At 46.9% G+C, this 15,372-nt stretch carries 10 protein-coding genes; 2 read left to right on the top strand and 8 right to left on the bottom strand.

Annotated elements, in window-relative coordinates:
* Positions 1-331: 331 nt before the first annotated feature.
* Entirely contained in the window at positions 332-4,045 is a 3,714-nt protein-coding gene (locus DYB02_RS07980; protein WP_029806594.1) for a M66 family metalloprotease, read from the top strand.
* 116 nt (positions 4,046-4,161) lie between these two features.
* Here DYB02_RS07980 and DYB02_RS07975 read toward each other — a convergent pair whose 3' ends face one another.
* Positions 4,162-6,606, bottom strand: a complete 2,445-nt coding sequence (locus tag DYB02_RS07975; protein ID WP_029853024.1) for a collagenase — start codon at positions 6,604-6,606, stop codon at positions 4,162-4,164.
* A 307-nt stretch (positions 6,607-6,913) separates the two neighbouring features.
* Here DYB02_RS07975 and DYB02_RS07965 point away from each other — a divergent pair, with 307 nt between their 5' ends.
* Positions 6,914-7,354 (top strand): hypothetical protein, encoded by a 441-nt coding sequence (locus DYB02_RS07965; RefSeq protein WP_025525079.1) that lies wholly within the window; start codon positions 6,914-6,916, stop codon positions 7,352-7,354.
* 109 nt (positions 7,355-7,463) lie between these two features.
* On the opposite strand, the gene DYB02_RS07960 is transcribed toward DYB02_RS07965, so the two are convergent.
* The 7 genes from DYB02_RS07960 to DYB02_RS07925 all read right to left on the bottom strand — a co-directional run bounded on the left by DYB02_RS07960 (position 7,464) and on the right by DYB02_RS07925 (position 15,264).
* Positions 7,464-8,312 (bottom strand): ABC transporter permease, encoded by an 849-nt coding sequence (locus DYB02_RS07960; RefSeq protein WP_029803996.1) that lies wholly within the window; start codon positions 8,310-8,312, stop codon positions 7,464-7,466.
* Positions 8,313-8,314: 2 nt separating this feature from the next.
* Complete coding sequence (locus tag DYB02_RS07955; RefSeq protein WP_025592047.1) at positions 8,315-9,595, bottom strand: ABC transporter permease; 1,281 nt, start codon at positions 9,593-9,595, stop codon at positions 8,315-8,317.
* Positions 9,592-10,713 carry an ABC transporter ATP-binding protein gene (locus DYB02_RS07950; protein WP_025522365.1) on the bottom strand — a complete coding sequence of 374 codons (1,122 nt, stop codon included), beginning with the start codon at positions 10,711-10,713 and terminating at the stop codon, positions 9,592-9,594. Before DYB02_RS07950 ends, DYB02_RS07955 begins: the two co-directional genes overlap by 4 nt.
* Before the next feature lie 72 nt (positions 10,714-10,785).
* On the bottom strand, positions 10,786-11,700 hold the full coding sequence (locus DYB02_RS07945; RefSeq protein ID WP_005454899.1) for a dihydrodipicolinate synthase family protein: 915 nt from the start codon (positions 11,698-11,700) through the stop codon (positions 10,786-10,788).
* A gap of 56 nt (positions 11,701-11,756) precedes the next feature.
* Positions 11,757-12,731: a bifunctional Delta(1)-pyrroline-2-carboxylate/Delta(1)-piperideine-2-carboxylate reductase gene (gene lhpI, locus DYB02_RS07940; protein WP_025499613.1), complete on the bottom strand. Its 975-nt coding sequence runs from the start codon at positions 12,729-12,731 to the stop codon at positions 11,757-11,759.
* A gap of 80 nt (positions 12,732-12,811) precedes the next feature.
* A complete protein-coding gene (locus DYB02_RS07930) occupies positions 12,812-13,885 on the bottom strand; it encodes a polyamine ABC transporter substrate-binding protein (protein ID WP_005486727.1) in 1,074 nt (357 codons plus the stop codon).
* Positions 13,886-14,007: 122 nt separating this feature from the next.
* A complete protein-coding gene (locus tag DYB02_RS07925; protein ID WP_029803998.1) occupies positions 14,008-15,264 on the bottom strand; it encodes an NAD(P)/FAD-dependent oxidoreductase in 1,257 nt (418 codons plus the stop codon).
* Positions 15,265-15,372 lie beyond the last annotated feature (108 nt).

Below are 15,372 nucleotides of genomic sequence, written 5' to 3'. Positions count from 1 at the left end.
TTGATTGCCAGCCCTAAGGCTGGCTTTTTTATATAAACTCTAACCTTTTACAAAATAAGGAATTTTATCAATTCACCGCATAAAGAATCCTATTTTATATAGATAGATAAATACGAATTTGGACATAAGATATCAATTCGATTTCGTAATCAAATCAGAGTTTGAAGCAGAATCACAAGCCCAATTTGTCCCACCTATTTAACATTCAAATCTCAGCAGATAATCAAACTCATCATCCGTTCATATTGAAATGGATGATGCAACTCCCCTAAGTGCCGAACTTCTGGGGGCATGTTTAATGTTTATTCCATTGGCAAAAGTAGAGTCTCATATGAAGAAAAATACGCTCGCTTGGCTGATCTCTTCACTCCTAGGAAGTGCAGCCGCTTTCGCAAACGCGAACCACGACCTAACATTGGTCGAAATCGGAAATCAAACCTTTGAACGCATTGAAATGCTCAAGCAGTTAGCAGATAAAGGTCAAGACACCTATCAACGTGACGGTAAAACCTATATTAATTTCCAAGGACATGAATACGGGGTCAACTTCGATAACTATCCTAAGTTTCCTTTTATATTTGGAGAGCAAGACCAGGCTTATCGCAACGTGGTGGACTTCGTCGGTCCGGAGTGGGAATTTATTTGGTATAACGGTGGTTTCTACCTGATCCACAAAGAGTTTGGTGTGATTAACCCAGGCGGCACAGGTTGCTACGTAGAATATATCCCTGCTGCCCGAGGTTCTAAGGGTCCAAATGGCGAATACATTTGGCAGTCAGATATGATTCAAAACATCGAAACTTCTGACTGTGGCGACCTATCTGCACCAAACATCAATACATTGAACGTAGCCAGTGTTTCAGATCAAGGTGTTCAGCTAAAATGGGCTGCGCAAAACACTAATGACAATGTGGTTCTGACATTGAGCGAATCAGGTTCAGAGTCTGTTCGTTATGACAAAGTTCAATCTGGCTTGTTCATTGGTAACCTGAAACCAGATACTCGGTACACGGCAGAGCTTTCTTCATGCAATGCGATTGATTGTATCGAGCCACAAAAGATTGAATTCACAACAAATACCGCACGCCTTGGGTACGCAGACGAATTGCAGCTAGAAAATCACTTGAATGGCGATTTGACTGGTTCTATCCATTTTGCTCAAACCCATACTACCACCGCCCCGAATCAAAACGATGTGAACCAGTTCCCTGACTTGGTGATCGACCGTGAAGCTCTGCTTTTATTCACGCCAGAAGACAAAACCGTTCAACATGTTTGGGTAGAAGTGAGCTTTGAAGGCTCTGTAATCACTCGCGTCCCAATGCTGCCACCAAGCGCGCTTGCGGCTTCTGATCAGCCAGACAATGGGCGTTCTAAAGTGGTATTCTCCCATCACGCGTGGTCACTGCCGCTGCAATGGGATTGGATGAAGCCAGGATTGTCGCTGCGCTTAACCGATAACAATGATCGCCAAGGCGAATTAGCTGCCAATGAGCTTGTCTTTGGCGGCGCACCGGAGCTAATCATTCAAAACATCGACATGGGTATGCTTACAGCGCCGCGTAATGGCAACGCCATGATCAAAAACATGGCAAAACTCAGCGCCGATTACTTCCAGAAAATCCCAGCATCTAAACTGGTGATGGCGGATTATACTGCCGCTTATTTCCCGAAAGTGACGCTGCCAAACGGCAAGGTTTACACCACTAGCTCAGACGATGCAGGTGGCTGGCACGGCGGTGACATGCGTGAAGCCATTGGTAAAGCACTAGTATCTACAGGCGTGAATAATGCGAACGTAGGCATTACCGATAGTGCTGGCTATTCACAAGCTTACAATAAACGCTTCAACCACATTACTGCGCACACCAACCGAGGCGTTTACACCAACGGCATTATTGACCATGGCGGCAGTGGCGGAGGTGGCATCGTGACGTTAACAGACACAACAGGTAACGAATGGTCGCACGAGATGGGGCATAACTACGGTCTGGGTCATTACCCTTGGCATGCTTCTACACACGATTTGGAATCTGGTTGGGGTTGGGATGCTCTGCATCGCCGCTTTATCGGTAACTTACACTGGACGGGTAAAGCCGCAACTAACGATGTGGGTGGTGAAGTTGTGCCACCATTTGCGGGTGAATTCCGCTTTACGCGTGACGCACAAGCCGGTGGCGAAGCCGAACGATTAGGCACCATTAGTCGTTACACGTTAGAGCACCCTTCTCAGTCTCGCCGTGTACAAACTTGGCTCAATAACGGCTTTAACATCGACCTAAATAGCTCGACTGGTTACGTTCGTTGGAATCAAGAAAACCAAAGTTACGAAGAAGCACAAACCAACGCGCCTGTACCTACTGCGGTAGGCGTGCCCGTTGTCACCATGTTGGGTATTTACGATCCACATAACGAACTTGCAAGCCAAGTTTACCCGCTGATTTACTCCAACTACGGCAACGTGTTTGATCTGCCTTCCGTACCAGACGTGACTTATCATCCAGAAGGTTGGCAAGCGGTGTCTTCGTTGTCTGACGAGCAAATTCAACAAGATTTGTGGCAGACGATGAAAGTCAACAATCAGCAGGCTCGCATTTGTCAGTTTACCTACACGGCAAGCAACGGCGAAAGTGCAAACTTCGTCGGTACAGTCAGTGCGGATATGGCGCGTTGTGAAAGTAGCGAAGACATGTACTGGAACATCAATGGTAAGCGTGAGCGCATGATATCTCAAGATCATAGCTACTCATTGCTGTCTAAATACGGTGAAGGTGCTGTGACTTACACGCCAAACACCGAAATTGGCGAAGTACCACTTTGCGTGCTGGATAAAGCAGGATCGAGCCATGATGGTGCGGGCTACTTGACCTCTTCCCATTGCCAGCAGTTTAGTGGCGTGAAACACAACAACGGTGCAGATTGGCGTTACGCGCAACATCAAGGTGGAATGTATCAGCCAAGTATGATCTCTCAACGTAGCTGCGCGGTTACGGTGGAGCGCCAGGATGGCTCAGTACAAAACATTGCGGTTGCAAATAGCCGATTAAACGGATCACAAAGCAATAAGTTCCACTTTAACCTAGAGCAGCAGCCACTGCCGACTCGTGTCACCTTAAGTTGTACTGACGAGAATGGTGAACAAGTACTAGATAGCTTGATCCCTGATCAAAACCCAGCGATCGATAAGCTTGTTGGCCCTATCTTTGTTGGTCAGGAGCACGGTTACAAACAATACATTGATGAACAAGTCATGTTTGCCGACAACGCAGCGTTAAACCGCATCGACTTTGGCTTTGTGGCTGACTTCGACAAATTCGTAGCAGACAACTACGGAGCAGGTGTGCTGAACAATGGTGAGACAAGCGCAGAACGCCGCGTTGGTGCACTTTACGTGTACCCTAACCCAGTCACTGGCACTCGCGATTACTTTTTAATGCGTGACATCTCTGCGGCGGATTTCCCAACCAACCAAGCAGACAATGAAGGCTGGAAGTACCTAGGCTCAGCGGAAAACCATGTTCAGTTTGGTTTTAATCCACTGAAAATTGATCGTAGTAACATCGACAATGCACAGCGCATTGCCAGCTACTTCAATCAACCTCAGTTGCTAACTTGGGAACAAGCGAGTTCAACGACATGGGGTCAATCTGAGAACGCTATTTTCATTGATACCGATGAAAACGGTGAACGCCGTTACTTTATGCAAAAACGTCCGGGAGTGAACAGCGCGCTGCCTGCTCAAAACGCCTCTGATGCTGATTGGCGCTTTATTGGTAGCGATACAGATATTGAACAGTACATTGCCGAGCTCAACAGTGACCTAGCTAAGTTTGAAGCTGAAATCTTAACGTGGCACAAACAAGATCGCATGGGGGTTTGGGGCGAGAACAACAAAACGGGAACCATTAACGATATTTACGTGTATCCCTTCCGTGGTGGTTATCATTACTACCGCCTCATTAAAAGCAAATACGGGTACTTCCCTTGGCCAACACAGGGCTCGAACCCAAACAACGCTGATTGGCAGTACTTGGGGCACTTCTAAGTCTTAACCGATATTCAATATAAATAAAAAACGCCCAGCACAATGTAAACTCGTGCTGGGCGTTTCATTTTCTGTCGTTACTCGGATTTGTTGTTCTTAATTAACAGAAATAACGTTTACTGACGACAGCCAGAGGTATCAAAGTCCACCACAATCGCAGCATTTTCAAAACTGCCAGAGACTTTGATATAGCCCCAATAATTGGCTTGGTTTGAAACGGTTATGCACTCTTTGTTACCAGCATTGTCTGACCAACCATGTAGGTTTGAACCATCTGGCCAGCCTAGGTTGCTGTATTCAATTTTGAGGTCACCCGTGCCATTGCCAGTTGAGATAGCAATGTTCGCATGTTCATTAACTGCCGGCACACTCAGCCAAATGGTTTGCTGATTTGACAAACAGACAGGCTCGCCAACATTTAAACGACCACCACTCGCTTTGCTTTGTACCGCGCAATCTTGCGGAAGCGTACTACTGCCGCCAGTCGCCGAAATCGTCACATTGTGGGTCGCGGTAGCTGTCAAACCGTCATTATCTGTCACTGTTAAACTGACCGTGTACTGACCTTCACTCCCATATTGGTGCGTCGGCTGGGTTTGTGTGCTGGTCGTGCCATCACCGAAGTCCCACAACACACTGACGATTTGCCCGTCTGTATCCGTACTGTTTTCACTGCTGAATGTAATGCTTTCACCGACTTTTCCCTCATTGTTTGCGGTTATTACTGCATTAGGAGCGCCACCTGAAACCAATGACTGTTGCCACTGTTCAAACTCGCTCTGGTATAGGTTTGCCCATTGATTGATGGTCGCCTTGTAATTGCTCCAATTACCTTGGCGTGTTTCCACCAGCATTTGGTTTACATCATCTTTATGTCGCTCGAACATAAATCGAACGGCCAGATAGCCCCAGCGATAAATTCGGTCAACATCAAAGCCATCGTATGTGGTTTCAAAAACCTCGCTCAAGGTGTAAGTTGAGCCGTCTCGAATCGTATCTAACGCCGCTTGATTGTCTTTTTCGTTTGCGATGTATTCTGCAATGCCTTCACTCCACCACACTACCTTTTCAGTTGGATGACCAAAACCGCCATAAAGGTCGAATCGGCCATCTAGGTAATGCACGTATTCATGTTCTAAGTTCCAAACAAAATGGTCAGGGTTCGCATAAGACGCTTCATAAGCGACAAAGTTAGGAATATTGCCCGGCTTGGACGGGTCACCCTCAAGGTACATGCCGCCGTTGTTGGTACTGATATCAAAGATTGGTCCCGCATATTTGCCGTAGTCATCGCTGGAATCAAAAATATTCACTTGAAGCTGTGTATTATGATCATCAGCGACTGGCTGCTCGCCAGTTTCCAAAGATTGATGAAAATACCCTTCTTCGTAACCCATTTTGCTACAAGCGGCCACATGCTGCTCTTGCGTCATGTTTTGCGACAGAATACGGATGGTTGAGCTACAAGTGTAGGTTTGCGATAACACCAAACCTTTGAGCTTGGTTTCGAAATCACAAATTCCGTACTCGCTGCATTCGGCGTAGTACGAGACCGTATCCGCAGCAGCAAGCCAAACGGCATCGCCTTTTCCGTACATCTCGTAGCGAGCAAAAATATCTTTTAACTTGTTACTCACCGTTGTGGCGGCACTGCCCGAATATTTGGTCAGACGCCCCAATTCGCGACCCGCATTTGCCACCATGAACTCGTCACTCGCTCCTATCGAGGACTCTCTCAACGCAAAGTCACCCAATGCTTTTGCAAGTTCGGTTTGGTTACCGATGGTTTGCAAATATTGGTCGTTCCACTGACCGCCGAATAAGATGGTAAACACCCCATTCACCGCGTTGCGCATGTACCAGTTTTGAGCGTATTGATCATTCCAGCGCGTCAGCCACTCCGTCACTTGCGGTAAATAAGCGTGTTGCAGCCCCGCACTGTCCATCGTGATGATCACTTCACTTAATACCTTGCCGTGCGGGTCGCTGTTTTCGTAAAAATTAGCGTTGTTTACAAACGCGTCTACCGCCTCTTGTACTGCGGGCGTGACCCAAGAAACAAACGAGATATTGTTGTTGTAAAACTCGGCGTAATAGCCAGCGCGCAAATACAAGTACAAGGCTTCAAGCTCATCACTACCGCCGCCAGTATAGGCCTTCGCCAAAGTCACCGTATGCTTTGCCACGTTGTACATGTGGTCAGAATCAAACGCCGCTTCTTGCACTCGGCTTTGAGCAGAGAACAGCTCGTTGATGCAACTTGCACCTTGAGTTTTTATCGCGCTGATCAAGTCGTTGCTGTTGGTGGTTGTGAACGATTCTACGTCACAAACCACGCTTGCCGCTTCAACCGATTGGGTAGCCCGGGTACGTAACGTCTGTTTCGGTAGCTGTGGTAACAATTCTGTCGGTGCATACTCAGGCTGCGCCGTTTCTACACCGTGTTCGTGCTGATGATGTTCAACTTTCTCTGTGACTTGCGCTACTGGCTCGCTCATTGCGAACGCAGCAGTGCTGCTCAAGGTTGCCGCAATCGCGACGCTGAGGGTTTTCAGTTCCATCTTTGTTCTTCTATATAATGTGTTCCTTAAATGCCGATACCACGTGACATCACTTCGTGCTCTTTTCACAACAAAGAGCATCCTCATATAAATCTGATTGAGCTTTAAAATAAACAATTCATTAACAAACAAATTTAGCGGTATCACTTTTTAGTACCCAATTCGCCACACTACGAACTTTATTAAAATCGATTTGCTCAATAGACTTTGATGAACTAGCACTTAAAGACGCCACAACGAAGGATTTTGGCGTTATGAAAAAACCAAGCTACACTATCGCTCTCCCAACATATTTAGAATGAAATCTATGACCGATGCCGATATCGAACTTCAGCACCTGTGGTTAGAAATCCAAACGCAACGCTGGCAAAACGTGTCCCGTTTTTTATTCAGTTACTACTGCTATAAAAACAATTTAGTAAATAAAAACAACAAGGTTTGTTGGGAAACAGCCCGTGATGCATTGCCAGCCTCTATCAGCCTTAAAACTCGTAAACAGGCGGTTATTGAGCCTTTAGTTCCTGAAGAAACCGTGGTTGGTTTGCTCAAAGCCATCAGTAAAGATGGAGAGATGACGTGTGATGTAATGACGGCTACGCTTAACGCGTTTTTGCACTATGTGGTGATCAGCAAACAGGAGAAGCTACAGCTTAAACCTAACATGCCAGCGAGCTGGTATCAGCAGCATCACAGGCCTGTATTCGCCCGTTTTGAGCAAGCGGGAATAGAAATTCAACAAATCAAATAGCCCCCCTATCGAGCCGCAGACGTAAAAAAGCGCCCACAAGGAGGCGCGTTCGGTCAAAGGGTGAGTAATTCCTGGACGAAAAAGCTCTGAGCAACCGAAAAAGGCTTATTTATTCTTGAATCCCACGAATACGGACATTGCGTCTGCGTAAGATCTCCAACGTCACGAGCAAACACACGGACATAAAAATCAGCAAGGTCGCAACAGCCAAAATTGTCGGGCTGATTTGTTCTCGGATCCCTGACCACATCTGCCTTGGGACGGTTTTTTGTTCTGCGCCCGTTAAAAACAACGCCACGACCACTTCATCAAACGACGTGCCAAACGCAAACAATCCACCGGAAATCATGCCGGGACGGATCAACGGAAAAGTCACATGCCTAAAGGTATAAACCGGATTTGCGCCCAAACTGGCCGCCGCTTTGACGAGGCTTTGATCAAAACCACTCAGCGTCGCGCTCACTGTGATCACGACAAAAGGCGTACCTAGCGCGGCATGCGCTAAGATAATGCCAAAATAAGTCTGAGATAAACCCAACCGAGTGTAGAAAAAATACATCGCAGCGGCAGAAATAATCACAGGCACAATCATTGGAGAGATCAGCAACGCCATAATGGCATTTCTAAACGGCAAATTGCTGTTGGCTAGTCCCAATGCGGCTAACGTACCCAGACCCGTCGCGAGCAAAGTAGCCATGAGCGCAATAAACGTGCTGTTTTTGAGTGCTAATAACCACTGCTCATTGGTGAACATTTCTTGATACCAGCGTACAGAATAGGCGTCTGCGTCCAAGTTCAGCATACCTTCTGTAAACGTAAAATAAGGGGTGGCATTAAACGACAAGGGGATGATTGTCAGAATAGGCGCAATGAGAAAGAACAGCACCAGTCCACAAAATACCAAGTAGCCTGCGTAAGCCATTCTCTCACTTTTTGAAGCGTAGTTTGGTAGTGCCATGGTTATCCTCCTACCTTAATGTTATTTATGCCAACCACACGGTTAAACACATAAAACAGCGCGAGCACGACAAACAAAAGCAGCCCACCTAACGCCCCCGCCATTCCCCAGTTGAGCGAGGTTTGCATGTGGTACGCAATCATATTGGAGATCATTTGCCCACTCCTTCCTCCCACGAGTGCCGGCGTAATGTAAAAACCAATCGAAAGAATGAACGTGAGCAACGCTCCAGCGCCAATACCCGGTAAAGTAAGCGGCATGTAGACTTTGACGAATGCAACAAGAGGGGACGCCCCTAAGGAACGAGCGGCGCGGAAATACGTTGGACTGATGCCTTTCATTACACTGTAGAGCGGCAGAATCATAAAAGGCAATAAGATGTGTACCATAGAAACAACCGTACCAAAGGTATTGTGTATCATCTGAATTCGCTCAGACGTTAAACCAGACCACATCAGTAAATCATTAATCACCCCCTGATTTTGCAACAACACAATCCAAGAGGTCGTACGAACCAATAGTGATGTCCAAAAAGGCAGTAGCACCACAATCAACAGCAAGTTGGCGCGTTTGTCTGGCAAGTTTGCTAACAGATACGCCACGGGATAAGCCATCAACAAACAAATCACGGTAATTAAGATCGACATCCAAAAGGTTTTAAAGAAAAGGTCAACGTAGATCTGCCGTTTTTCTGGTTGCGCTTCAATCTCGCCCATTTCGTTCACCTGCATATCCAATGCCGCAAGGTAATGGTTGACGGTTATCGCACCGCTCAGGTTCTTAAAAGCAACCCAGTGTTTTGCATCCGCCCAGCGTTTATCAAGCCTACTCAGTTCTTTTATTGACGTAGGAAGCACTTCTAAACGAGACAATTTTCGTCCCGTTTTCATCATCAAACTGCGCATGCCAGAGACTTCTATGTTCATGCGATTGGCGATTTTAGGCAGGGCTTTGGTCTCATACAGTGCCAGCAGCTCAACCGAAAATGCTTCTACCACTTCGGAATCTGGCAATCCTTGATAATCCCAATGCGCTAACGCTTGGATTGTTTTCGGCATGGCCTGCGGAATATCTCGGTTGTCGACACTGCGATAAAGCATTTCTAAAATAGGAAACGCAAATGTGAGCAAAATAAAGCATACCAACGGCAACGTCAGCATGATTGAGCGTAGGTTTTTATTGCGCTCCGCTTTTTGTAGTTGGGCTCTGAGATCGCTCTTTTGGTGATTCACATGTCGTTCGATTTCCAGCACCGAATCTAACGAGGTTAGCTCTCGACTCATGCCGCCACCTCTTCGGTTTCTGGTTGAATCGCATCTAGCGCATGGCAATCTGTACTTTGCCACCCAATTCGACAAACCGTTCCCGGAATAAGGTTCAGATGCGTTCGGTTGTCGTTCGGCACTTTCACAACAAACTGACCAACCAGTTCAACGTCGACCACTAGACGATAATGATCTCCGTGATAAATTAGCTCACGCAGCACGCCTTCAATTTGGTTATCACACGATTCGTCATCAGGTTGGATGGAAATTTTCTCTGGTCGAATAGACAAGGTGGTGTGCTCGCCGTTTTGGGTCACTCGAACCGGTTTGGCAACGAAGTGAGCGGGGCCGACCTGGACTTGGCATCGCTCTGATTGCCACTCTTTTACCACACCAGAAAGCTGATTATTTTCACCAATAAACTGAGCGACGAACGCGTTACTCGGAGATTCATACAGTTCCGTTGGCGGGGCAAGTTGCTGCACTTCGCCTTGATTAAAAACTGCGATTCGGTCAGACATAGTGAGCGCTTCATCTTGGTCATGCGTGACATACAAAATCGTAATGCCGAGCTTTTCGTGCAGGTGTTTAATCTCCATCTGCATTTGCTCACGAAGTTGCTTGTCCAACGCGCCCAAAGGCTCATCCATCAGGACGAGTTTTGGTTCAAACACAAGCGCTCTCGCCAACGCGACACGTTGTTGCTGCCCGCCAGATAACTGCTTTGGATAACGGCTGGCAACGTGCCCCAACTCGACCATGTCCAGTGCGCTCTGTACTTTATTTTGAATGGTTTGATTATCGAGCTTGCGCACTTTTAGAGGAAAAGCGAGGTTCTCCGCAATCGTCATGTGAGGAAACAGCGCGTAGTTTTGAAATACCATTCCGATGTCGCGTTTATGTGGCGCGAGATTGTTTACCGGAACGCCATCAATGTAAATCTCTCCGCCTGTTGCCGTTTCAAAACCCGCCAGCATCATCAGACACGTTGTTTTGCCTGATCCAGAAGGCCCCAACATGGTGACAAACTCTCCGGGTGCTATGTCTAAGTTGAAGTCTTTAACCACCAAGTTTGCACCGTCGTAGGTTTTCTTAACATGTTGAAAGCTCACATAATCCTTGTTTGCTGTGCTCATGGCATCCCTCCGTTCATTTTTGTATAGCGAAAATAAGTAGAGCGCCACAAAGCGCCCTACTCACTAGCTCAATTACAGATTGTATTTTGATAGGTCTAAGCGGGTAGCAAGTGCGTGCTCCACCATCTGGATCACTTGTTGACGCTCCTCACCTTTAAGCAGTTGGCGCGGTGCACGAACTTGCTCTGAACCACGGCCACACACTTGTTCAGCAAGCTTAATGCACTGAACCAGCGTAGGAATGGTGTCGAGACGCAGCAGCGGTAAGAACCAACGGTAAATTTCTAACGCTTCTGCATAACGGCCTTGGCTCGCCAGCTTGTAAATTGCAACTGATTCTTCTGGGAACGCATTGGTTAAGCCAGAAATCCAGCCTGTCGCTCCTAACATCAGCGACTCAAGCGCAATATCATCAACACCGCTGAACACGGTAAAACGATCATCGAACTTGTTGTAAAGCTCAGTGATACGACGCGTGTCGGTAGTCGACTCTTTGATTGCAACAATGCTGTCAAACTCAGCCAGCTTCGCCATGATATCGAGATTTACATCGACGCCGTACGCAACAGGGTTGTTGTAAATCATGATAGGCATCTCTGGTGTCGCTTCTGCCAGCGTGCGGTAGTAATCATATGTTTCGCTTTCAGACGTGCGGTAGACCATCGCAGGCATCACCATACACCCGTCGATACCAATTTTGTGCGCGTCTTGCATGTAATCGATAGCCGCTGTGGTAATTGACTCTGCCGTACCAGCAATAAGAGGAACACGACCATTAACCACTTCTTTGGCAGCTTGTAGCACCTGACGCTTTTCTTCCGGATATAGCGCGCAGTTCTCACCTACCGTACCAAGGCAAATAATGCCGTTCACACCATCTTTAATTTGGTTATCGATAACGGTTTGTGTTGCGTCTAGGTCAATGGACTGATCTTGACGAAACTGCGTACTGACCGCCGGATAAACACCTTTCCAATCTACTTTCATTAACTCCCTTTCCTTTATGTATATTGTATGCAATTTATAAAGACGAGCGAAAATGCTCAAATTTGGCTTTCAACGCCATGTTTTAACAACACCGCTTTTACTGCGGCTAAATCAGCCAAGGCACTGCCAACCGATTTATATAAGGTAATCACCTCGTCACTTTGACGCCCTTGCACTTGCTGAGCGCAAAGCTCAGGCAACTCCCCATAAATGTCTTCAGGTGTGAATACCCCCTCTTGTATTGGGATCAGCAAATCTCCCGCTTCCGCCAACACATTAATGCGGCTGTCGACATACACATTCGCTCGTTGTACCGAGACAGAATCACATTCACGCTTGTCTAAGTCGTGATTACCGACCAGATCAATGTGTGTTCCCGGCTGCACATCAGAGCCATTAAACAAAGGCTGAGCAGACGCAGTAATGCAACTTATGATGTCGACTTGATCAATCACTTGCTCAACGTTTTCGACCACAGACACAGAGAACTGGCGCGCTTCTGGCAGTGATTGATATTCAGAGGAAGACAGAATCTGATCCACCGTTGAGGCAGCCTTTTCTGGGTTTCGTCCCCAAACATAAACTTGTTTGAGTGGTCGAATCGCTGCGTAAGCCCACGCAAAATAAGGGGCTAAGTTGCCAGTACCACAAATCAACAAGCGGGAGGCGTTTTTGCGCGCTAAGTAATCGGCGGCTAAAGCAGATGCGGCAGCTGTGCGCCAAAAAGTTAAGACTTTACCGTCCACCAGCGCGATAGGTTCACCATCTCCGCGTTTGAAGACCAACAACTTAGATGCCAAAGTATCTTTGCCTTGCAGAGGATTCTCAGGAAAGTAAGTAAATGCCTTAACGGCAATCAGTTCTTGGTTCCATGCGGGCAGTAAAGCAAAAGCTTCATACTTCCCCTCTTCTAATGACATCACTCTGCGCTGCGGAATCGTGGCAGGCTGTGCATAGATGTCTCGCATGGTTTCAATCAAAGAGTGCATACTCAAACTTTGCGCGACTTGCTGTGCATCGATGACTTTCATCACTTCTCCAAAATAGATACGTTGAGTTCCAATGTGGGGTTTAACTCATCAATCGAGAAATAAACCCCTACAGTTAACGCCTAATTAAGCAGCCAAGTATTGAACTCTTCATTCAACTCATCGGCATAATCAGACCACCATTCGTCGTTAATCAAAAACGCCGTTTTAAAGTTCTGAGGCGCGGTCGGCAGGTTCGCCAGAATCTCTGGGCTTACTTCCGCGGAGGAAGACTTACGAGTCGGGCCATACGCGACGTATTTAGCTTGATCTGCCAAAGGCTTAGTACCCGAAGAAAAAGCAATGAAATCGAGGGCAAGTTTGGTATTCGCGCTTCCTTTAGGAATAGCCCAGCCGTTCATATAACCCATTTGATGATCCCAAATGATGCGAAATGGTTGGCCTTCATCTTTACGCGCGTTGTGTATCCGGCCATTGAAAGCAGACGCGATTACCACTTCTTTATCTGCCAACATTTGTGGTGGCTGCGCACCTGTCGTCCACCAAAGCACTTGCGGTTTGATGGTGTCGAGTTTGGCAAAGGCGCGTGCTCGCCCCTCTTCAGTTTCTAGTAGGCGGTAAACTTCGTCAGGTTTAACGCCATCGGCCAATAATGCCCATTCAAGGTTACCTTGAGGTTGCTTTTGTAGCGCTCGTCGACCGGGAAAGTTTGTTAAATCAAAAAGGTCCGTCAACTTGGTTGGTGCCGCTTTACCTTTGAAAGCATCCTCGTTCACCGCTAAGACGGTCGATACGACAATGGTGTTAATCGCACACTCGTGGATCGCCCCATCGATGAAATCCTCTTTTGCTGGTGTCCCGTCAGCGCCGGGAGGCAGAATACTCGGGTTGACGGGTTCCAAAAGCCCTTCCGCGCAGCCTCGAACAATGTCTGGTTTATCCAGCGAGACCAAATCCCAACGCACGTTGTTTGCTTCTACTTGCGCTTTAATCTCCGCCAAACCGCCACTGAAATCCTCCGATACGATCTCAACACCAGTCTTTTGGATGAATGGTTTGTGGTAAGCCTCTACTTGGCTTTTGGTGAAAGCGCCACCCCATGAGACGACCGTTAGTTTATCTTCAGCGTATGCCGAGGTACCCAACAGCATTCCTGAAATCAACATCACCAGTGGTGTTTTCGTCATTCGTGACATGGTTTACTCCTTTGGTTGTTTTTCTGGAGGTATCCGTTACTGCTGTTGGATACCACACTTGTTAAATTTTCGTTAACATTAGCATTAAATATATTTTATACAATATTTAATTTTAAAATTTTTTAGGCAAATCGCTGTAGTGTGAACGGCGCAATATTCACCGATGTTGGCTTGTCTGCAACGAGCTCAGAGATTAGGTCTGCAGTGATCGCCGCTTGAGTCAATCCCAAGTGCTGATGACCAAATGCCAGCAATATCTTGCCATTAAAACACTGGTCGATTACCGGCAACGAGTCGATTGTTGAAGGTCGATTTCCCATCCACTGTTCCTGCTGTTTTAACGGATTTAAACCGGACTCAAACATCGCGCTCCCCTGCTGATACAACATCTCTGCGCGCTTCATGTTTGGTGGCGATTTCACATCGGCATACTCGACCGTTCCCGCCAAACGTAAGCCTTCAGACATGGGCGTCATAATGAACTTTCTGTCGGCAGAACTGATAGGAAACGGCAATGACTCACGCTTGTCATTCATCATGAGATGGTAGCCTCGCTCAGCTTGTATCGGGACATTCACACCGGTTAACTGGCGAACCAAAGCTTTAGAATGAACACCCGCTGCGACCACAATTTTGTCAAAAGACATTCGCTGAGTATTGACCAAGACATCGCCGTTTTTACTTACTGCGTCTACTTCTTCATGGACAAGTGAACCTGCGAGTTTTTCAAATGCATTACTTAGCTCAACGCAGAGTGCATAAGGGTTTATTGTATGTCCTGTTTCTGGAAAAAAGACGCCAAACCGTACCTTTCTGCTGAGTTCAGGAAGCCGACGTCGGATTTCGTTTTGCGTCCAAAGCTCGTACCGAACACCTTGTTCCGCTAACTCATCAAGCGTACTTTGATAACCTTCAAACAAGCTTTCGCTTTCAAACGTCAGCAGTGAACCATCCATCTTAATCAGCCCACTTTTTCCGATCGAATCTAATAACAGATTCCAACTCTGAACGGCTCGCGTGTTAAGGCTTGTTATCGCCTGCGTGGAAGCTTTTGCCGCTGAAGGTTTGGCTTTCAATAAAAAGCGCATCATCCAACCGACGGTATTGGGCAAGTCTTGCCAACGAATAGAAACTGGACTTGTCGAACTCAATAACATCTTGGGTAATTGAGGGATCAAGGCCGGCGTGGCAAGAGGAAAAACTTGCTCGGTCGCGATGTGCCCGGCATTACCTTTCGAGCACCCATTGCCCACTCCATTCGGATCAAAAATGGTGACGCGATACCCCTGCTGTTGCAGTTTTAAGCCAATCGACAAACCGATGATTCCCGCCCCTATAACCGCGATGCTTTGATTTCTGAGTTCTTCCTTACCCAACATGAATATGCTCCAAGTCACATTTGAAAAAGCAGATTGTATACAATATATTTTACATTACGATAACATCAAGCTCGTTCGATTCAACCCATTTCTTCAGCAAGGAGAGAA

It is taken from the genome of Vibrio parahaemolyticus, from assembly GCF_900460535.1.
In the GTDB taxonomy this organism is placed as follows: Bacteria; Pseudomonadota; Gammaproteobacteria; order Enterobacterales; family Vibrionaceae; genus Vibrio; species Vibrio parahaemolyticus.
The sequence above is the reverse complement of the archived record's forward strand: the minus strand, read 5'-3'. Positions and strand labels throughout refer to the sequence as shown.

Bases quoted from the DNA above. Each gene is read 5' to 3' on its own strand.
- DYB02_RS07965 (WP_025525079.1), top strand. From the start codon at position 6,914: ATGACCGATGCCGATATCGAACTTCAGCACCTGTGGTTAGAAATCCAA.
- DYB02_RS07980 (WP_029806594.1), top strand. From the start codon at position 332: ATGAAGAAAAATACGCTCGCTTGGCTGATCTCTTCACTCCTAGGAAGT.
- DYB02_RS07925 (WP_029803998.1), bottom strand. From the start codon at position 15,264: ATGTTGGGTAAGGAAGAACTCAGAAATCAAAGCATCGCGGTTATAGGG.
- DYB02_RS07960 (WP_029803996.1), bottom strand. From the start codon at position 8,312: ATGGCACTACCAAACTACGCTTCAAAAAGTGAGAGAATGGCTTACGCA.
- DYB02_RS07945 (WP_005454899.1), bottom strand. From the start codon at position 11,700: ATGAAAGTAGATTGGAAAGGTGTTTATCCGGCGGTCAGTACGCAGTTT.
- DYB02_RS07955 (WP_025592047.1), bottom strand. From the start codon at position 9,595: ATGAGTCGAGAGCTAACCTCGTTAGATTCGGTGCTGGAAATCGAACGA.
- DYB02_RS07930 (WP_005486727.1), bottom strand. From the start codon at position 13,885: ATGTCACGAATGACGAAAACACCACTGGTGATGTTGATTTCAGGAATG.
- DYB02_RS07975 (WP_029853024.1), bottom strand. From the start codon at position 6,606: ATGGAACTGAAAACCCTCAGCGTCGCGATTGCGGCAACCTTGAGCAGC.
- DYB02_RS07950 (WP_025522365.1), bottom strand. From the start codon at position 10,713: ATGAGCACAGCAAACAAGGATTATGTGAGCTTTCAACATGTTAAGAAA.
- lhpI (WP_025499613.1), bottom strand. From the start codon at position 12,731: ATGAAAGTCATCGATGCACAGCAAGTCGCGCAAAGTTTGAGTATGCAC.